We start from the raw sequence: 18,273 nt of genomic DNA on the forward strand, positions 1-18,273 counted from the left end.
ATGCGGCCACGGTGGCGACGGTGACCCGCTGGGGGTACGCGGACGGGGCTCAGGCCAGGCGGAGCGTCAGCCGGTGGGTGCCCGCCGGGGCGCTGTGGAGCGCGCCGAGCGGATCCGCGACGGCGTCCCCGGTGGGTTCCGCGCCCACCAGCAGAACCTTCCAGGGCAGTGCGCTCCCGGTCTCCACGACGATCTCGTCACCGTCGCGCCGGGTGGTGAAGACCGCGGCGGGGCCCGATCCGTCCGGCGCGGGGACGGCGGTGACGACCTCCGCGCCGTCCGCCGGGGTGTGCACGCGCAGGGTCACCCCGTCCGCCCAGTCGTACTCGGGCCCTTCGTCCACGGCGCCGAGCGGGATCACCGCGCCGGGCCTGGCGAGCAGCGGCAGGGTGTCGAAGCCGTGGGTCTCGCGGCGCCAGCCGGGCCCGGTGACCTGGGCGCCGGTCAGGATGTTGGTCCAGGCGCCGGCGGGCACGTAGTACTCGACGGAGCCGTCCTCGGTGAAGACCGGGGCGACCAGCAGGTCGTCGCCGAGCATGTACTGCCGGTCGAGCGGGTGGCAGGCCGGGTCGTCGGGGAACTCCACCACCATGGCGCGCATCACGGGCGTACCGGTGTCCCTGGCCTGGGTCGCGGCGCGGTAGAGGTACGGCATCAGCCGGTGCTTGAGCCGGGTGAAGTCGCGGGTGACGGCGACGGCCTCCTCCCCGTAGTCCCACGGCACCCGGTAGGACTTGGATCCGTGCAGCCTGCTGTGCGAGGAGAGCAGGCCGAACTGGACCCATCGCTTGAAGACGGCGGGGGTCGGTGTGCCCTCGAAGCCGCCGATGTCATGGCTCCAGAAGCCGAAGCCGGACAGCCCCAGCGACAGCCCGCCGCGCAGCGACTCGGCCATGGCCTCGAACGTCGACTCGCAGTCGCCGCCCCAGTGCACGGGGAGCCGCTGGCCGCCGGTGGTCGCGGAGCGGGCGAAGACGACGGCCTCGCCCTCGCCGCGCTCCTGGCGCAGCAGTTCGAAGACGGTCTCGTTGTAGATCTGCGTGTAGTAGTTGTGCATCCGCTCCGGGTCGGATCCGTCGTGCCACGCGACGTCGACGGGCACCCGCTCGCCGAAGTCCGTCTTGAAGCAGTCGACACCCTGGTCGAGCAGGACACGCAGCTTGTCGGCGTACCAGACCCGGGCGTCCGGGTTGGTGAAGTCGACCAGCGCCATGCCGGGCTGCCAGCGGTCCCACTGCCAGACGTCCCCGTCGGGCTTCCTGAGCAGATAGCCCGCGGCCATCCCCTCGGCGAAGAGGGGCGACTTCTGCGCGATGTACGGGTTGATCCAGGCGCAGACGCGCAGCCCGCGCTGGCGCAGCCGGGCGAGCATGCCCTCCGGGTCGGGGAAGACGTCCGGGTCCCAGACGAAGTCGCTCCATTGGTACTCGCGCATCCAGAAGCAGTCGAAGTGGAAGACGCTCAGGGGGATTTCGGCGTCGGCCATGCCCTGGACGAACCGGTTGACGGTGGCCTCGTCGTACGAGGTGGTGAAGGAGGTCGAGAGCCAGAGGCCGAACGACCAGGCGGGCGGCAGCGCGGGACGGCCGGTGAGCGCGGTGTACCGGGCGAGGATCTCCCGGGGGCCGGGGCCGTGGATGACGTAGAACTCCAGGCTCTGGTCCTCGACGCTGAACTGGACGCGCCCGACGGCCTCGGAGCCCACCTCGTACGAGACCTGACCGGGGTGGTTGACGAAGACGCCGTATCCGCGGGTGGTGAGGTGGAACGGGATGTTCTTGTACGCCTGCTCGCTGCTGGTGCCGCCGTCCGCCTGCCAGATGTCCACCGTCTGGCCGTTCTTGACGAACGGGGTGAAGCGTTCGCCCAGCCCGTACACGCTCTCCCCGACGGCGAGCGAGAGCTGAGCGAGCATGAAGTGCCGGCCCTCGGCGTCGGTCGCGAAGCCGGCCCCGCGCCCGCCGACCGAGGTGAGGGTCCGCCCGCCCGCCGTGAAGTCGAGCTGCCAGGGCGCGTCGGTGTCGGTCCGCACGGAGAGTTCCCCGGAGGCGAGCTCGATCGTGGTGCCCTCCCTGACCACCTTCCCCGAGCCGGTGCCGGAGCCGGTGGCGAGCGCGAACTCCGGTGTCCTCGGGGCGCGTCCGCCGTGATGGGTGACGCGGACGCCGATGACGCCTTCGGCGGGTGACCAGCAGTCGACGGTCACGAGGGGGGCGTTGAGCGTGTCGCCGCGGTGGGTCACCCGCCCCACCGGCGCGTAGAGGGTGACCCGGTCGTCGGTGACCTCGGCGTCGGCGACGGAGACCGCGTACCGCGCGGTCACGCCGGGGCGCATCTGCCAGTACCCGTCGGTGAACTTCATCAGTGCTCCTGCTCTGTGGAGGGGGCTGGTGCGGATCGGTGGTCCATCAGGTCGATGGTCTCTGCTCGACGGTGCGGCGGCCGTTATTTGACGGAGCCGCCGGAGATGCCCGCGGCCACGTACTTCTGCGCCACCACCAGCAGGATCGCGGCGGGGACGGCGGAGACGACGGCGGTCGCCATCACCGCGCCCCAGTCGCTGACGTGGGCGCCGATGTACTCGTACATGGAGAGGGTGATCGGTTTGACGTCGTCGGTGGTGTTGAGCGTCAGGGCGAACATGAAGTCGGACCAGGCGAAGAGAAAGGTGAACAGGCCCGCCGTGAGCAGGGCGTTGCGGCTCATCGGCAGCACGATCCGGACGAAGGCGGTGAGCCGGTTGGCGCCGTCGACCAGCGCCGCCTCCACGACCTCGCGCGGGATCGACACCATGAAGGCGCGCAGCAGCACGATGGAGAACGGCAGCCCGAGCGAGGCGTCGGCGAGGATCAGCCCCAACGGGGAGTTGACGAGCCGGAGCTCGACATAGGCGCTGTAGAGGGCGTTGGCGATGACGATGCCGGGGACCATCTGGGTGATCAGCGTGGCGAACACCATCGTACGGCTGCCGCGCAGCCCGAGCTGGGCCAGGCCGTACGCGGCGGGCGCGGCCAGCGCCAGACAGACCACGACGGCGCCGAGCGCGACGACGAGGCTGGTCACCAGCGAGCCGCCCTGGCTGCTCAGCGCCCGCTGGAAGTTGTCCCAGCCGGGTGAGGTGGGCAGCCAGTGGGTGGCGGCGAGGCTCTCGCCGGGCTGGAGGGCGATGTTGACCATCCAGTAGAGCGGGAAGAGCAGCACGACGAGGATCAGCAGCGCGAAGGCGGTGGAGCCGCCGCCGCGCGGGCGGCGGGCGGAGTCGGTGGTGGACATCGCGGTCACTTCCCCTGGCCGAAGTCGGAGCGGTTGGCCCGCAGGTAGAACACGGCGAAGACCGCGCTGATCAGGATGAGAACGTTGCCGACCACCGCGCCCTGGCCGAAGTTGAGCTGTTGGAAGGAGAGTTGGTAGGTGACGGTGCCCAGGGTCTGGGTGGAGTCGGCGGGACCGCCGCCGGTCAGGGCGAGGATCAGGTCGAGGATCTTCACCGTGGACATGAAGCCGAGGATGAGGACCACGGTCACCACCGGACGCAGCAGCGGCAGGGTGAGGGCGCGGAAGGTGCGCCAGGGCCCGGCGCCGTCGAGGGCCGCGGCCTCGTACAGGTCGCGGGGGATCTCCTGGAGCCCGCCGTAGAGGATCACCATGTTGAAGGGGATGCCGATCCAGATGTTGACGAGGACGGCGGAGAGCAGGGCCACGTCCGGGCTGCTGAGCCAGGGCACGGCGGACGAGGTGAGGTGCAGGTCCATCAGGAGGGTGTTGAGGACGCCGGTGTCCTGGTCGAGGAGTTTGCGCCAGACGACGGCCGAGACGACCATCGGGACGAGCCAGGGCAGCAGCAGGACCGCGCGGACGAAACCGGAGAGCCGGAAGCGGCGGGAGAAGAACACGGCGAGCGCGAGGCCGATGACGAACTGGCCGAGCAGGGAGCCCGCGGTGAAGAGCAGGGTGTGCCAGAGCGAGTCGGTGAAGAGCGGATTGCCGAAGACACCGCGCCAGTTGTCGAGCCCGTTGAAGGGGGCCTCGCCGGTGAAGTAGGTGCGCGGGGTGAAGTGCTGGAAGCTCATGACGACGTTGCGCACCAGCGGATAGCCGAAGAAGGCCAGCATGTAGAGGACGGCGGGCGCGACGAAGAGCAGGCGCAGGAGCGCGCCGCGCCGGCCGGGGGCGCCGGGCGCCGCGGCGCCGGGGACGGTGGTACCCGTCTCCGCCGCGGGGGTGTCCCCCGAGGGGGCCGCGGCGGGTTCCGGTGCGGCGGCCGGGGTGGTGGGGCGCATGGCGGGTCTCCTCACGTCACTCACCGGCCGTGGCCCGTGACTGGGCCTGCTTCAGGGCGGCCTCGGGTGTGGAGCGGCCGGTCAGCACGGACTGGAAGGCGCCCGCGAGGGCGTCGGAGACGACCGGCCAGCGGGAGCCGACCCGGTCGGTGCGGGAGCGCGCGGTGGCGACCTGGTCGGCGAACGCGCCGAGCTTCGGGTTCTGGGCCTTGTACGCGGCCGCGGCGGCCGTCCGGGTGGGGACGTTGTAGACGGACTCGCCCCAGGAGATCTGGTTGCGCTGCTCGTTGAGGCAGTCGAGGATCCGCGCGGCGGTCTTCTGCCGCCCGCTGTCACCGGTGCGGGGCAGGGTCATCACCGTGCCGCCGATCGGCGGCACCGGCGGGCGGCCGGCCTCGGGTACGGGGATCGTGGCGACCGCCCAGTCGAGGTCCTTGTGCTCGCCGAGGACCGGGACCTGCCACGGCCCGTTGATCATCATCGCGGCGCGGCCCGCGATGAACTGGTCGTTGACGTCCTGCTGGTTCCAGGTGACGACGGCGCTGGAGGCCGACTTGTCGTCGACCAGGTCCTTCCAGAGCCGCAGGGCGGGTGCTCCCCTGCCGTCGTCGAGGCGCGCCTCGTCGCCACCGGCCGACCAGAAGAACGGCAGGAACTGGTAGACGCCGTCCGCGTCGGGGGTCGCGCTGAAGGCCATCCCGAACGTCCGGCCCTGGGTGAGCTTCTTGGCGGTCGCCTTCAACTCCTCCCAGGTGGTGGGTGGTTCGACGCCCGCCTTGCGGAGCAGATCGACGTTGTAGATCAGGGCGAGGGAGTTGACCGACCGGGCGATGCCGTACTGGTCGCCCCGGAAGCTGCCCATGGAGACGGCGCCGGGCGACATCCCGGTCACGTCCACGCCCGCCTCCTTCAGCGGGAGGAGGCCCCCGGTGTCGGCGAACTGCGGGAGCTCGGAGCCGTCCAGTTCCAGGATGTCGGTCAGCGAGCGGGACGAGGCCATCCGCAGCGCTTTGGACACCACCTGGTCGGCGGGGACGCTGGTCTGTCTGACCTTCACCCCGAGCGGCTTCGCGCAGCGGTCGAAGAACTTCTGCTGCTGGGTGTGTTCGTGGGTGTCGGTGGCCGAGTTGAGGACGGTGAGGGTGCCGGGGTCGGGCAGCCGCGCGCACCCGGCGAGCGGTGCCATGGCCACGAGCACGGTAAGAAGCACGGCCGGCGCCGGAAGGCGGCGGCGGATCGGGTGCATGGGAGGGGAACTCCGTTCGGTCTACAACGCTGTATGGAGACGGAGATGTGCGGGACTGTACGGGGATGCGTGTGTCTGTGCGTTGATGCAGGCGGATGAGCCGGTGAGTACGGAGATACGCCGTCGGACGAGCGGGACAGGACGGGGGCGCGCACGGGCAGCGGGTGCCGGAGCCAGGGGCCGGAGGGAGGGGCCGGAGGGAGGGGCCGGAGGGAGGCGGAGCGGCGGGCGGGAGAACGGGTGTCGAATCGATTCGATTCAGCGCTGCGGCGATGTTAGGCGCTCGCCGAAACGGCGACAAGGGGCGCGGCGGCGTCTTCGGTACGGGGGTCCGGATCCGGCCGGGGCGACTTCGGTACGGGGGGCGGGATCCGCCCGGGCGTGTTCGCCCCAGAGGTCGGAATCCGCCGGGGCGGGTCAGCCCCGCGGCGCGCCGAGGGGCCGCGTGCCCGGCAGCAGGACCGGTGCGATCAGCAGGTGCCCGACGGAGTCGGCGAGCAGCCGCACGCCCGGCTCCGCCCGCTCCGCACCGGCCGCGGTGTCCTCCCGCAGCGCGGCGGCGGCGGACACGGCGAGCCGGGTGACCTCGGTGGCCAGTGTCTGGACCGGCAGGTCGATCCGCGGCAGCCGGCGGCTCGACGGGTCGCCCGGGAGCGTGCCGATGACGACGACGGTGACGTCCTCCGGCACCCGCAGCCCGGCCGCGGTCAGGGACGCCAGGATGTGGTGGTGCGCGGAGGGGTGCTGCACGACCAGCGCGGTCGGCGCCGCGGCGGCCCCCGTGCCGCTCCCCGGCCGTCGGGTGCCGTCGGCCGTCCGGCCCCCCAGCAGCGCCCGGAGCCGGCGCGCCAGGGTGGCCGGATCGCCGACGGAGTGGACGACCCTGACGGCGGCGCCGGTGGTACGGGCGCCCCGGCGGGCGCCGGCGATCCCGCGCAGCGCGTAGCTGCGCCGCCCCCGTACCTCCGACTCGCCGGGCGCGAGATACACCAGGTCGCGGTGGCCCGCGGCGGCGAGTTCCCGGACGGCGAGCGCCGCGGCCTCCTCCCAGTCGAGGTCGGTCCAGGGCAGCGCGTCCTCGTCCGCGGGCCGCCCGATCAGGGCCGCGGGGAAGACCAGTTCCCGTACGACGTCGATCCGCGCGTCCTCCATGTCGACGGCCATCAGGACCGCCGCGTCCGCGAGGCCGCTGAGCGCCACGCGCCGCAGCCCCTCCGCCTTGTCCTGAGAGGTCGTCAGCAGCAGGTCGTAGCCGAGGGTGTTGGCGGCGTCGCTGACCTCGATCGCGAACCGGCCGTCCACGGCGTGCCGTTCACCGGCCGCGCGGGGCAGGGCGAGGGCGATCACATGGGTCCGGCTGCTGCGCAGGGTCCTCGCGCTGGCGCGCGGGTGGTAGCCGAGGGCGTCCACCGCCTCCTGTACGCGTCTGCGGGTCTCCTCGGAGATCGAGCGGGAGCCATTGAAGACGTAACTGACGGTGCTGGGCGCGACCCCGGCCCGCTGGGCGACGTCCCTGATGGTAGCCAACTCGACCCCTTCGATGATGCGGGAACGACGCCGGAGGACGTGCGGCAGCGCTGGCCGTTCATCGTATCGAACGGGTCGCCGCGCCGGTCCCTGGCGCGCTCCCGGCCACCCCCGGGGTCAACGCGGCTCATCCCGGGGTCAGCGCGGCTCCTCCGGGGCGGCGCACACCCGCGTCAGATGCGCGGCGAGCGTCCGGGCGCCCCACGGGGCCTCGACCCGCACCGCGCGGGCCGCCGGATCCGGGTCCCCGCGGTGGAGCGCCGGAACCGCGCCCGGGTCCGCGCCGCCGGTCAGCGACCAGCCCGCCGCCCGCACGGTGAGCGGCCCCGGTACCGACCCCGCGCGCAGCGCCGCCGCCGTCCAGACGACCAGCGCGTGCGGATCGAGTACGGGGGCCCGCGGCAGGTGGTGGAGGCGGGTGGTGTCCCCGGGATCGGCGGTGATCACCGGCCCCGAGAGGGCGCGTACGGCGGTCCAGAGCGCGTCGAGTCCCGCACAGTGGCGCCGGCGTCCGCCCCGGTCGGCGAGTTGCCAGCCGCCGCCCGGCCAGGGGCTGGCGGTCAGCCGGGTCCCGGCCAGCAGCAGGCGTACGGCACGGTGCCGGGCGACCGTACCGCCGGGGCCGAGCGGCGCCACACGTTCCGTCCAGCGGGTCGCGGGGCGGCCGCACCCTCCGCACACGGCCGGTCAGCCCCGCTCCGTACCGGAGGACGGCGGGGCGGACGGTCCGCCGGGGCGTCCGCACGCACGGGAATCCGTGCCGCCGGGGCGCGCGTTCCGTCCGGAAGGTGTCCTCATGCCATCACGTCGCCGCTGTTGGGGCCGAGCGTCTGTCCCACGTAGAGGTTGCCGCCGGGGTCGGAGGCGAGGAGCAGCACGGTCGGCGCGATCTCCTCCGGCCGCCCGAACCGGCCGAGCGGCAGCTCCGCCTGCTTGGCGCGTTTCCACCCGGGGCTGAGCCCGTCCACCAGCGGGGTCTCCACCGGCCCCGGGGCGACCGCGTTGACCAGCACGTTGTGCGGGGCGGCCTCCCGGGCGAGCGCCTTGGTGAAGCCGATGACACCGGCCTTGGCGGCCGAATAGTGCGTCAGCCCCTCGCCGCCCTTCTGACCGAGCTGGGAGGCGATGTTGACGATCCGGCCGCCGCCCCGCGCGATCATGTGCGGAAGGAGGTAACGGCAGCTCAGGAAGACACCGCGCAGATCGACGGCGATGGTCTCGTCCCAGACCGCCGGATCCATCTCCGCCAGCGGGACCTCGGTGAGGATGCCCGCCGAGTTGACGAGGACGTCCACCCCCTCGTGGCGGCGTACGGCGTCGTCCGCCACCGCCCTGACCTGGTCGGCGTCGGCGACGTCGAGTGTGTGCAGGGTGACGGCAACGGTACGGGGCAGCCGGTCGCGCAGGGCTTCCAGCCGGCGGGTGTCCCGGTCGGCGAGGGCGAGCCCGGCGCCCTCGCGGGCGAACGCCTCCGCGACGGCGGCACCGATGCCGCTGGCCGCACCGGTGATCAGCACGGTGCGCGGGGAGGGAGAGGAGGCGTGGGACGAGGTCGGGGGCGCGGTGGTCATGGGTTCTCCGTGAGAGGTCGGGCGGTGGGTCGGTCGGGCCCGACAGGCCTGTCAGGTCAGTCAGGTCTGACAGGCCTGTCGGGTCAGTCAGGTCAGTCAGGTCAGTCGGGGAAGCGGACCGTCAGGCCGCCGTCCACGACGAGTTGCTGTCCGGTGATGTACGAGGCTTCCGGCGCGCACAGGAAGCGGATGGCGGCGGCCACCTCCGCGGGGCGGCCGACCCGGCCGGCCGGGATGGACGCCCCCGCCGCCCGCAGCCCCTCGGGGCCCAGCGAGTTGCGCGCGTCCAGCGACTGCGGGGTCTCGATCAGCCCGGGGATGACGGAGTTGGCGCGGATCGCCCGCGGCGCCAGCTCCACGGCGAGGGAGCGCACCAGCCCCAGCACTCCGGCCTTGGCGGCGGCGTAGTGCGCGTGCTCGCCCCACCCGTACACCCCGCCCGCGATGGACGAGACGGCGAGCAGCGCGCCGGGTCCCGTCATCCGCGCGGCCGCGGAGCGGAAGGTGCGCAGCACCCCGGTGAGGTCGACGCCGAGCATGTCCTGCCAGGCGTCCTCGGTGAGTTCGGCGAGCGGCGCCCGGCGCAGGATGCCGGCCGCCGCGACGGCGGCGTCGAGCCGGCCGTAGGTGTCCACGGCCGCCTGTGCCAGCCGCTCGGGCCCCGCGGCGCTCGCGACGTCCGCCTCGACGGCGAGACATCTGCCGCCGGCCGCGCGCACCGCGTCGACGGTCTCGGCCGGGTCGTGCGGATCGGCGGGGTGGAAGCCGATCACGGTGTCGATGCCGGCTTCGGCGAAGGCGACGGCCGTCGCCCGGCCGATGCCGCTGGCACCGCCGGTGACGAGGGCCGCGCCGCGCTGTCGTTCTGCGGTCATGATGTCGCGTTCTCCTGAGGTGTACGGTGCCGGTCGACGTCCCGGGCGCCGAGCATCACCAGGCCGGAGCCGAAGATGCCGACGGCTCCGGCGGCGAAGGCGGCGAGGGTCATCGAGGCGCCGGCCGAGAGCAGCGCGCCGAGCAGCGCGGAGCCGACGATGGCGCCGACCGGGCCCATGGTGTGGGCGACGTTGGAGCCGACCCCGCGGACCTGCTCGGGGAAGGACTCGCTCATGTAGAACAACATCGCCGAGTAGGGGCCGGTGAGGAAGAACAGCCCGAGCGCGTAGAGGCCGATCACGGCCCCCGTGGAGGTCGGGCCGAAGAGCATGGCCGTCATGGCGGCGCCGCCGCAGCTCCAGCCGATGATGATGGTCGTACGGCGGCCGATCCGGTCACCGAGCCAGCCGTGGAAGACGTAGCCGAAGAAGCCCGCCAGGTTGGCGAGGACGAGGACCAGCAGCGCGCTGCTGAACGAGACGCCCTTGGCCTCGACGAGCACGGTCGTTCCCAGCACCGAGAAGATCTGGATGCCCATCCAGTTGAGCAGCCAGGCGGCGGCGAGAGAGAGCGTGTGGCGGCGCAGCGCGGGGGCGAAGACCTCGCGCAGGCCGGGCTTGGCCTCGACGGTCTCGATACCGGCTGACTTCTCGACGGCGGCGGCCTCGGCGGCGCGCCCCTCGGCGCGCAGGGCGCGGGCCTTCTTCAGGCCGAGGAAGACCGGGGACTCGGGCAGGGTGCGCATCAGCAGCGCGATGACGAGCGCGGGAACGGCCGCGATCACGAAGCTGCCGCGCCAGCCGAAGGTGGGCAGGGTCAGGGCCGTCACACCCGCGCCGACCAGGGCTCCGACGGGCCAGCCGCTCTGGACGAAGCTGAAGAGCAGCCCGCGCCGGGGGTGCTTGCCGTAGATCTCGTTGAGGTAGACGGTGTTGACGACCTCCTCGGAGTAGCCGAACCCGGAGAAGGCGCGGATACCGACCATGGAGATCGCGCCGCCGGCCAGAGCGGTCGCGGCGGAGGTGAGGGCGGCTCCGGCCGAGGTGATCATCAGGGCCGGGCGGCGGCCGAACCGGTCGAGGATGGGGCCGACGCAGAGCGAGACCACGAAGGTGCCCGCGGTGACGCCGGTGACGACATTGGCGGCAGTTGCCGTGGACCAGCCGAAGTCCTCGGCGATCTTGGGGAGGAGCGTGCCGAAGAGGGTGAAGTCGTAGACGCTGAAGACCCAGGCCAGGAAGCAGATGACCGAGGCACGGACGACGAGCTTGCGGGACGGGGCCGCCGGGTCGGTTATGACGGCGGGCTCGGTGACGGACGGGGCTTTCGCTGACGAGTGCACGAGCGGACTCCGATATGTACGAAGGGAACGCGGGGACGGTGCGGTGCGATGCGGTTCGATGCGGCGCGGCGCGTGGTGTGCGCGGGGCCGGGACGGGGAGCGGGGCCGGGTCCCGGCGCCGGCCCCGGGGAGAGGGCCGGCGCCGCGAGACCGGCTGCCGGGGCCGGGTGGGACGCCGGGGTGCCGCGGTGGCCGGGGATCCGCTGAGCAAGGGGGAGGGACACAGCAGGAGCGGTGCGGAAGCGGAAGCGGTAGCGGTGCGGAAGCGAGCGTTCCGCGCGAGCGGTACGGACCGTGGTGAGCCGTACCGAGCGGGTGATGGGCCAGGTCAGCCGCGGGGACGGCGGCGGACGAAGTCCGTGGCGATCTCGTCGAAGGTGACCCAGCGGACGCCCTCGTGGCTGTTGATGTGGTCGATCAGCCGCTCGTGCATCAGCAGGTTCTGCGGCCGTCCCGACACGTCGGGGTGCACGGTCATCGTGAAGACGGCGTAGTCGTTCTCGCGGTAGACCCAGTCGAACTGGTCGCGCCACATCTGTTCGACATCACGGGGGCTGACGAAGCCGTGGCTGTTGGGGCTGGCCTTGACGAACATCATCGGAGGCAGGTCGTCGAGGTACCAGTTGGCGGGGATCTCCACCAGGTCGGTCTCCTCGCCGCGCTCCAGCGGCTTCATCCACTCCCCCGCCGGACGGTCGTAGTCGATCTTCGACCAGCTGTCGCCCACCCGTACGTAGTACGGCTCGAAGTCGCGGTGCATCAGGGAGTGGTCGTACGCGATCCCCCGCTCCAGCAGGAGTTCGTTGGTGACCGGGGAGAACTCCCACCAGGGCGCGACATAGCCGGTGGGGCGCCGCCCGGTGCGGGTGGTGATGAGGTCGATGCAGTGGTCGAGGATGTCGGACTCCTGCGTCCGGCTCATCGCGATCGGGTTCTCGTGGCTGTAGCCGTGCACCCCGATCTCGTGGCCTGCGGCCGTACACGCCTCGAACTCCTCGGGGAACGTCTCGATCGAGTGGCCCGGCCAGAACCAGGTGGTGGTCATCCCGCGGCGCCGGAAGAGCTCCAGCATCCGGGGCACGCCCACCTCGCCCGCGAACAGGCCGCGGGAGATGTCGCAGGGCGAGTCCTCTCCGCCGTACGAGCCGAGCCAGCCGCCGACCGCGTCGACGTCGACTCCGTAGGCGACCAGAATCTCTTTCGCCATGTCCGTTCTCCTCCACATGTGCTGGTTGGTGATGTGCTGGTTGGTGCGCGTTGACGTGTGCGCGTGGTGTCTGCGGGTGGTGTACGCGGGGACGGGCCGCCCGTGCGGGAGGCGCGCCCGGCCGGCGGTCGGCCGGCTACGGCCTCGGGGTGTCGTGGTGCCCGGCGTCGGCGAGCCAGTCGTGGATCAGCGCGGCGGCCCCGGTGGGCCCTCGCCCGGCGGCCCGGTGCAGCGCGGCGGCCAGGAGCAGCCGCAGATGCCACGGGGAGAGGTCGGCGGCGAAGACCGCGCCGGCCCGCAGCAGGTCGGCGCCGCCGCCCGCGCCGTACGCCGCCGAGGTCGCCCCGGTCGGCACCCGGCTCGCGACGGCGACCGCGACGCCGTGCGCCACCAGCCGCGCGACGGCGTCGGTGACGTCGGGCGGGGCGTTGCCCGCGCCGAAGGCGCACAGCACCACGCCGCGCGCGCCCGCGGCCACCGCGGCGTCGAGCAGTGCGGGGTCGCAGCCGACGTAGAGCGGGACGATGTCCACCCGGGGCAGCCGGCCGAGGTCGTCGGCGCGGAGCAGTGGGGCGGGGCGGGGCGGCCGGCCGATCAGCCGGACGCGGCCGTCGTCCACGCGGGCGACGGGCCCCCGGCCCGGCGCGCCGAAGGCGGCGGGTGCCAGGGTGTCGGTCTTGCGCAGCCCGATGGCGGGCCAGACCGCGCCGTCGAAGACCGCGCTGACGCCGTGGCCGCGGGCCGCGGGGTGGGCGGCCCAGGTCAGGGCGGTGGCGAGGTTGCGCGGCCCGTCGGGCGCCGGGTCGTCGGCGGGACGCTGGGCGCCGGTGAGTACGACGGGGCGGTCGTCGGCGTGCACGAGGGAGAGCGCGAAGGCGGTCTCCTCCAGGGAGTCCGTGCCGTGGGTGATAACCACCGCGTCGGCCCCGTCGCGCAGGCTCTCGCCGACGGCTTCGGCGAGCGCGGCGAGGTCGGGGAGACCGAGCGAGAAGCTGGCCCGCAGGCCCATCTCCGCGCAGGTCACCTCGGCATCCTCCGGCAGGGGGAAGGCACGCGCGGCGTCCAGCAGCTCCTTCACCGTGACGGAGGCGACCCTCCCGGTGGGCGTGGAGCGGCTGGCGATGGTGCCACCCGTGCCGATGAGACGAAGCTGCATAGAAGCTCCACAATCGATTGCGAGAACGATTGCGCAACCATGCTCCACACTCACCCCGGAGGGCAACCCCCGTAATCGGATTTTCATGGAAGATGATGGTTCCGGACATACGGCCACCCGGGCCGGTGCCTCCCGCGCCGCCCGCATCCCGGGGCCCGGCGCCCACGGCAGGACAGGAACGAGGACCACGGCCTTGAGACGACAGCCCGCAGCCGGCCGCGCCCCGGGCGAGAACGGTGTGGCCGAGAACGGTGTGACCCTGGCCGATGTGGCGGCCGACGCGGGTGTGCACCAGTCCACCGCGTCCCGGGCGCTGCGCGACGGGGCCGGGGTCGGTGCCGCCACCGCCGACCGGGTACGGGAGTCGGCGAGACGGCTCGGCTATGTCGCGCACCCCGCCGCGTCCAGCCTGCGGACCGGCCGCTCCCGGCTGCTGGGCGTGCTCGTCCCCCGGCTCACCGACATCGTGCTGGCCACCGTCTACGAGGGCATCGAGGCGGGCGCGGCGGCGGCCGGGTACCAGGCGGTCGTCGCCAACACCGGGGACGACCCGGCGGTCCAGCGGGCCAAGATCGAGCGGCTGCTGGCGCTGCGGGTCGACGGGCTGCTCCTCGGGGACGCGCGCGGCGACACGACGCTCGCCTCCGAACTGGTCGCGCGCGGGGTGCCGGTGGCTCTGGTCTCCCGGCGGCTGCGCGGGGTCACCTCGTTCACCTGCGACGACATCGTCGGCGGACGGCTGGTGGCGGAGCATCTGCTGACGCTGGGACACCGCAGGGTCGCGGTCGTGGCGGGCGAGCCGTACGCCTCCACCGGGGTCGAGCGGACGAAGGGCTTCACGGACGCGTACGCGAAGGCGGGCCTGCCGGTGGACCCGGCGCTGGTCGTCAACGCGCCCTTCGACGTGCACGGCGGCGAGCGCGCCGCGCACCGGCTGCTGGCCGCCGGGCCCCGCCCCACGGCGATCTTCGCGGTCAACGACTTCGCCGCGATCGGGGTCATGGGCGCGCTGCGCGCCTCCGGTCTGGTACCGGGGCGGGATGTCGCGGTGGCGGGCTTCAACGATGTGCCGCTCTCCGCCCAACTCCCCATCCCCCTCACGTCCGTACGCTCGCCGATGCGGGACATGGGAGAGCGGGCGGCGACCGCGCTGGTGGGGATGGTCGAGGGGCGCCCGGCCCGGTCGCGCCGGTTCACCCCGGAACTGATGGTGCGCGCGTCCACGGTCGCCGCCGACTGACCGGACCCCGGCCGGACCCACCGTCCCGCACCGGAACCGCCATGCCGCCCGGGTCACCTGACAGGGTGTCCGGCGGGGCGGTCGCCGGTCACGGTGGCGACCCGCAAAGATGAACCGACGAAACGATCGACCGACCTGGAGGAATGGGCAGATGCCGCACGAACGAGCGGGACAGCAGGCCCGGCCGGAGGACCTCATCGATGTCGCCGAGCTGGTGACCGCCTACCACGCGCTGCACCCCGATCCCCAGGAGCCGGGCCAGCGCGTGGCGTTCGGGACCTCCGGGCACCGCGGTTCGTCCCTCGCCACCGCGTTCAACGAGGACCACATCGCCGCGACCAGCCAGGCGATCTGCGAGTACCGGGCGCTCCAGGGCACCGACGGGCCGCTCTTCCTCGGCGCCGACACCCACGCGCTCTCCGAGCCCGCCCAGGTGACCGCCGTCGAGGTGTTCGCGGGCAACTCCGTGACCGTGCTCATCGACAGCGCCGACGGCTACACCCCCACCCCGGCTGTCTCGCACGCGATCCTCACGCACAACCGCGGCCGTACGACGGGCCTCGCGGACGGCGTGGTGGTCACCCCGTCCCACAACCCGCCCGCCGACGGCGGTTTCAAGTACAACCCGCCGAGCGGCGGCCCCGCCGGGTCCGAGGCGACCAACTGGATCCAGGACCGCGCCAACGAGATCATCGCGGGCGGCCTCAAGGACGTGCGCAGGCTGCCGTACCGGAGTGCCCTGGCCGCCCCCGGCACCGGGCGGTACGACTTCCTCGGCACGTACGTGGCCGATCTGCCCGCCGTGCTCGACCTGGACGCGGTGCGCGCCGCCGGTGTACGGATCGGCGCGGACCCGCTGGGCGGCGCGTCGGTCGCGTACTGGGGCCGGATCGCCGAGGAGCACCGGCTCGACCTGACGGTGGTCAACCCGGAGACCGATCCGACCTGGCGGTTCATGACGCTGGACTGGGACGGCAAGATCCGGATGGACTGCTCGTCGCCGTACGCGATGGCCTCGCTGATCGAGCGGCGCGACCGGTTCGCGATCGCGACCGGCAACGACGCCGACGCGGACCGGCACGGCATCGTCACCCCGGACGGCGGGCTGATGAACCCCAACCACTATCTCGCGACCGCGATCTCCTACCTCTACACCCACCGTGAGCGGTGGCCGGCGGCCGCCGGGGTCGGCAAGACCCTGGTCTCGTCGGGGATGATCGACCGGGTGGCCGCGGACCTGGGCCGGCCGCTGGTCGAGGTGCCCGTCGGCTTCAAGTGGTTCGTGGACGGGCTGGCCGGCGGCTCGCTCGGCTTCGGTGGCGAGGAGTCGGCCGGGGCGTCGTTCCTGCGCCGCGACGGCTCGGTGTGGACCACCGACAAGGACGGCATCATCCTGGCGCTGCTCGCCTCCGAGATCCTCGCGGTGACCGGGAAGACCCCGTCCGAGCAGTACGCCGCGCTCACCGCGCGCTTCGGGGAGCCCGCGTACGCCCGGATCGACGCGCCCGCCACCCCGGCCCAGAAGGCGGTGCTCGCGCGGCTCTCACCGGCGCAGGTCACCGCGGACAGCCTCGCCGGGGAGCCGGTCACCGGAGTGCTCACCGAGGCTCCGGGCAACGGCGCGCCGATCGGCGGCATCAAGGTGTCCACGGAGAACGCCTGGTTCGCCGCGCGCCCCTCCGGCACCGAGGACGTCTACAAGATCTACGCGGAGTCCTTCCTCGGCGCGGACCATCTCGGCCGGGTCCAGCAGGAGGCCAGGGCGGTGGTCTCGGCGGCCCTGGGCGGCTGACGCCACCGGCCGGAAGCCGCCGTCCGGCCTGCCTGCACTTACAGACCCTTTCCCTTGCCCGTAAGACTCTCGTTTCCGGGGATCTCCCCGGAGGGACGGAGAACTCGCCCGATCCGGGGCTAGGTTGGGCCGATCGGCAGCCAACCCCCCTGGAAGGGAACCGAATCGGTATGCCCGTCGCCTCACAAGCCCCGGCCCCCGTTCCGGCGCAGGTCCCGGCCCGAGGGTGTGCCGCCCGGCTGGTGGGGCGGGCACCCGCCGGGGTGCGGCCGTATCTGGAGTCGCTGCGGCTGGACCGGCCGGTGGGGTCCTGGCTGCTGGTGGTCCCCGGATGGATCGCCCTGGCAGCCATCGCCGGGCCCCGGGACGGGGTCCTGCTCGGGCTGCTGCTCCTGGTGTACGGGGTGCTGTCGAGGGGCGCCGCCTGCGGGCTCAACGATGTGCTGGACGCGCGGTTCGACGCACAGGTGCCGCGCACGGCGGGGCGGCCCGTCGCCTCCGGGCGGCTGGCACCCGGGCGGGCACTGGTGCTGTGTGTCGTGGTGGGGGCCGCCGCTCCGCTGGTGATGGGGTTCTGGAGTGTGGAGGCCGTGGTGTGGGCGGCGGCCGGGGCGCCCCTCGCGGCGGTGTATCCGTACATGAAGCGGGTCACCCACTGGCCGCACGTGTGGCTGGGGATCACCATCAACTGGACGGTGCCGCTGGTGTACGTCCTGCTCACCGGGGGGCTCGGGCTCGGCGGCGTGCTGCTGTACGGGGCGGTGATCTGCTGGGCCGTGGGGACGGACGTGATCTACGCCTGTCAGGACCGGGAGGCCGATGTGCGGGCCGGGGTGCGGTCGGCCGCCGTGCTGCTGGGGCGCCGCGGTACCCGGGTGCTGGTGGGCGGCGCCTACGTGGGGTGTGTGGTGCTGCTCGCCCGGTTCGGGGTCGTGGCCGGGCTCGGGCCGCTGTACTGGCCCGGACTGTGCGTGGTCGCGGGGCAGTTGGGATGGCAGGTATGGCGGGCCGACCCGGCGGACGTCGGGGCCTGCGGGCGGGCGTTCGCCACCAACCCCCTGTGCGGACTGCTCATCCTCCTGGCCGTGCTCGCCGGGCGGGTCGGTACTCTCGGCTGAGGGACACGGACCCTGGAGGTGCTGGTGGGAGTGCGGGAACGGATCGCGGCGGAGCTCACGGCGACCATGCACGGCGGGGATCTCAAGCTGGAGCGGTACGCGGGGCCGCCCGGTGATCCCGGGCTGTTCGGGATCGCGCCGGGGGACCCGGTGTGGCGGGTCCACGGGCAGGCCACCGGGATGCTCACCGGCGGGTTCGCCGCGCTGATGCTCCAGTCGCTGCATCCGCTGGCCATGGCGGGGGTCGACCAGCACTCCGACTTCCGCGCCGATCCGGTCGGGCGGCTGAACGGAACCGTACGGTTCATCACCACGACCACCTTCGGCTCCTCGGCCGCCGCCCGCGAGGTGATCGACCTCGTCCGGCGGATCCACACCCGGGTGCACGGCACCGCCCCCGACGGCCGGCCGTACCGCGCGGACGACCCCGACCTGCTCACCTGGGTGCACACCGCCGAGGTGCGCAGCTTCCTCGCCGGCCACCAGACCTACGCGCCCCGGCCGCTCCGGCTGACCCCCGCCGAATGCGACGCCTACTACCGCCAGGCCGCCCCCGTGGCCGAGGCGTTGGGCGCGCGGAACGTACCGCGCACGGCCCTCGAAGCCGAGCGCTACCTGGCCCGCCTGCGCCCCCAACTCCACGCCACACCCGCCGCGTTGGACTCGGTCCTGTTCCTCCGCCGCTTCGGACGCACCCGACGGGAGCGGCTGGTCGTGGGCCTGCTCACGAACGCCTCGGTCGGCCTCCTCCCCGGCTGGGCCCGCACCGAACTCGGCATCCGCCGCCCGGTCCCCGTCCGCGCCGGCTGGGACCGGCCCCTGGCGACGGCTGTCGGACGCACCCTCCAGTGGGGGCTCGGACCCTCCCGGATCCAGGCCGCCGCACGGGGGCGGCTGGCGGGGACGCGGCAGGGATGA

At 73.2% G+C, this 18,273-nt stretch carries 15 protein-coding genes; 4 read left to right on the top strand and 11 right to left on the bottom strand.

The window, feature by feature from the left end; genetic code table 11:
- Positions 1-49: 49 nt before the first annotated feature.
- The 11 genes from yicI to AB0P17_RS19790 all read right to left on the bottom strand — a co-directional run bounded on the left by yicI (position 50) and on the right by AB0P17_RS19790 (position 13,205).
- Positions 50-2,362 carry an alpha-xylosidase gene (gene yicI / locus AB0P17_RS19740; protein WP_365812620.1) on the bottom strand — a complete coding sequence of 771 codons (2,313 nt, stop codon included), beginning with the start codon at positions 2,360-2,362 and terminating at the stop codon, positions 50-52.
- Positions 2,363-2,445: 83 nt separating this feature from the next.
- Positions 2,446-3,273, bottom strand: coding sequence for a carbohydrate ABC transporter permease (locus AB0P17_RS19745; protein WP_365812621.1), 828 nt, complete (start codon positions 3,271-3,273; stop codon positions 2,446-2,448).
- A 5-nt stretch (positions 3,274-3,278) separates the two neighbouring features.
- Positions 3,279-4,280 (bottom strand): sugar ABC transporter permease, encoded by a 1,002-nt coding sequence (locus AB0P17_RS19750; RefSeq protein WP_365812623.1) that lies wholly within the window; start codon positions 4,278-4,280, stop codon positions 3,279-3,281.
- 16 nt (positions 4,281-4,296) lie between these two features.
- Positions 4,297-5,466 carry an extracellular solute-binding protein gene (locus AB0P17_RS19755; RefSeq protein ID WP_365812625.1) on the bottom strand — a complete coding sequence of 390 codons (1,170 nt, stop codon included), beginning with the start codon at positions 5,464-5,466 and terminating at the stop codon, positions 4,297-4,299.
- Positions 5,467-5,943: 477 nt separating this feature from the next.
- The gene (locus AB0P17_RS19760) at positions 5,944-7,053 is read right to left on the bottom strand and encodes a LacI family DNA-binding transcriptional regulator (protein WP_365812626.1); all 1,110 of its coding nucleotides are present in this window, start codon (positions 7,051-7,053) and stop codon (positions 5,944-5,946) included.
- 138 nt (positions 7,054-7,191) lie between these two features.
- On the bottom strand, positions 7,192-7,689 hold the full coding sequence (locus tag AB0P17_RS19765; RefSeq protein ID WP_365812628.1) for a hypothetical protein: 498 nt from the start codon (positions 7,687-7,689) through the stop codon (positions 7,192-7,194).
- A 158-nt stretch (positions 7,690-7,847) separates the two neighbouring features.
- Positions 7,848-8,624 carry an SDR family NAD(P)-dependent oxidoreductase gene (locus AB0P17_RS19770; RefSeq protein ID WP_365812630.1) on the bottom strand — a complete coding sequence of 259 codons (777 nt, stop codon included), beginning with the start codon at positions 8,622-8,624 and terminating at the stop codon, positions 7,848-7,850.
- Between the two features lie 101 nt (positions 8,625-8,725).
- On the bottom strand, positions 8,726-9,499 hold the full coding sequence (locus tag AB0P17_RS19775) for an SDR family oxidoreductase (protein WP_365812632.1): 774 nt from the start codon (positions 9,497-9,499) through the stop codon (positions 8,726-8,728).
- Positions 9,496-10,842, bottom strand: a complete 1,347-nt coding sequence (locus AB0P17_RS19780; RefSeq protein ID WP_365812633.1) for an MFS transporter — start codon at positions 10,840-10,842, stop codon at positions 9,496-9,498. Before AB0P17_RS19780 ends, AB0P17_RS19775 begins: the two co-directional genes overlap by 4 nt.
- Positions 10,843-11,170: 328 nt before the next feature.
- Positions 11,171-12,049: a polysaccharide deacetylase gene (locus AB0P17_RS19785; RefSeq protein ID WP_365812635.1), complete on the bottom strand. Its 879-nt coding sequence runs from the start codon at positions 12,047-12,049 to the stop codon at positions 11,171-11,173.
- A gap of 136 nt (positions 12,050-12,185) precedes the next feature.
- Positions 12,186-13,205: an asparaginase gene (locus AB0P17_RS19790; protein ID WP_365812637.1), complete on the bottom strand. Its 1,020-nt coding sequence runs from the start codon at positions 13,203-13,205 to the stop codon at positions 12,186-12,188.
- A gap of 193 nt (positions 13,206-13,398) precedes the next feature.
- On the opposite strand from AB0P17_RS19790, the gene AB0P17_RS19795 reads away from it, so the two are divergent.
- From AB0P17_RS19795 to AB0P17_RS19810, 4 genes are all read left to right on the top strand, one after another.
- Positions 13,399-14,445, top strand: coding sequence for a LacI family DNA-binding transcriptional regulator (locus AB0P17_RS19795; protein ID WP_365812639.1), 1,047 nt, complete (start codon positions 13,399-13,401; stop codon positions 14,443-14,445).
- Positions 14,446-14,596: 151 nt separating this feature from the next.
- Positions 14,597-16,237 (top strand): phosphoglucomutase (alpha-D-glucose-1,6-bisphosphate-dependent), encoded by a 1,641-nt coding sequence (gene pgm / locus AB0P17_RS19800; RefSeq protein ID WP_365812640.1) that lies wholly within the window; start codon positions 14,597-14,599, stop codon positions 16,235-16,237.
- A 170-nt stretch (positions 16,238-16,407) separates the two neighbouring features.
- Positions 16,408-17,355 (top strand): 4-hydroxybenzoate octaprenyltransferase, encoded by a 948-nt coding sequence (locus AB0P17_RS19805; RefSeq protein WP_365812641.1) that lies wholly within the window; start codon positions 16,408-16,410, stop codon positions 17,353-17,355.
- 24 nt (positions 17,356-17,379) lie between these two features.
- Positions 17,380-18,273, top strand: coding sequence for an oxygenase MpaB family protein (locus AB0P17_RS19810; protein WP_365812643.1), 894 nt, complete (start codon positions 17,380-17,382; stop codon positions 18,271-18,273).

The organism is Streptomyces sp. NPDC088124, assembly GCF_040685895.1.
Classification (GTDB): Bacteria; Actinomycetota; Actinomycetes; order Streptomycetales; family Streptomycetaceae; genus Streptomyces.

Excerpts from the sequence above, each read along its gene's own strand:
- yicI (WP_365812620.1), bottom strand. The coding sequence starts at position 2,362 with ATGAAGTTCACCGACGGGTACTGGCAGATGCGCCCCGGCGTGACCGCG.
- AB0P17_RS19745 (WP_365812621.1), bottom strand. The coding sequence starts at position 3,273 with ATGTCCACCACCGACTCCGCCCGCCGCCCGCGCGGCGGCGGCTCCACC.
- AB0P17_RS19750 (WP_365812623.1), bottom strand. The coding sequence starts at position 4,280 with ATGCGCCCCACCACCCCGGCCGCCGCACCGGAACCCGCCGCGGCCCCC.
- AB0P17_RS19755 (WP_365812625.1), bottom strand. The coding sequence starts at position 5,466 with ATGGCACCGCTCGCCGGGTGCGCGCGGCTGCCCGACCCCGGCACCCTC.
- AB0P17_RS19770 (WP_365812630.1), bottom strand. The coding sequence starts at position 8,624 with ATGACCACCGCGCCCCCGACCTCGTCCCACGCCTCCTCTCCCTCCCCG.
- AB0P17_RS19775 (WP_365812632.1), bottom strand. The coding sequence starts at position 9,499 with ATGACCGCAGAACGACAGCGCGGCGCGGCCCTCGTCACCGGCGGTGCC.
- AB0P17_RS19785 (WP_365812635.1), bottom strand. The coding sequence starts at position 12,049 with ATGGCGAAAGAGATTCTGGTCGCCTACGGAGTCGACGTCGACGCGGTC.
- AB0P17_RS19790 (WP_365812637.1), bottom strand. The coding sequence starts at position 13,205 with ATGCAGCTTCGTCTCATCGGCACGGGTGGCACCATCGCCAGCCGCTCC.
- pgm (WP_365812640.1), top strand. The coding sequence starts at position 14,597 with ATGCCGCACGAACGAGCGGGACAGCAGGCCCGGCCGGAGGACCTCATC.
- AB0P17_RS19805 (WP_365812641.1), top strand. The coding sequence starts at position 16,408 with ATGCCCGTCGCCTCACAAGCCCCGGCCCCCGTTCCGGCGCAGGTCCCG.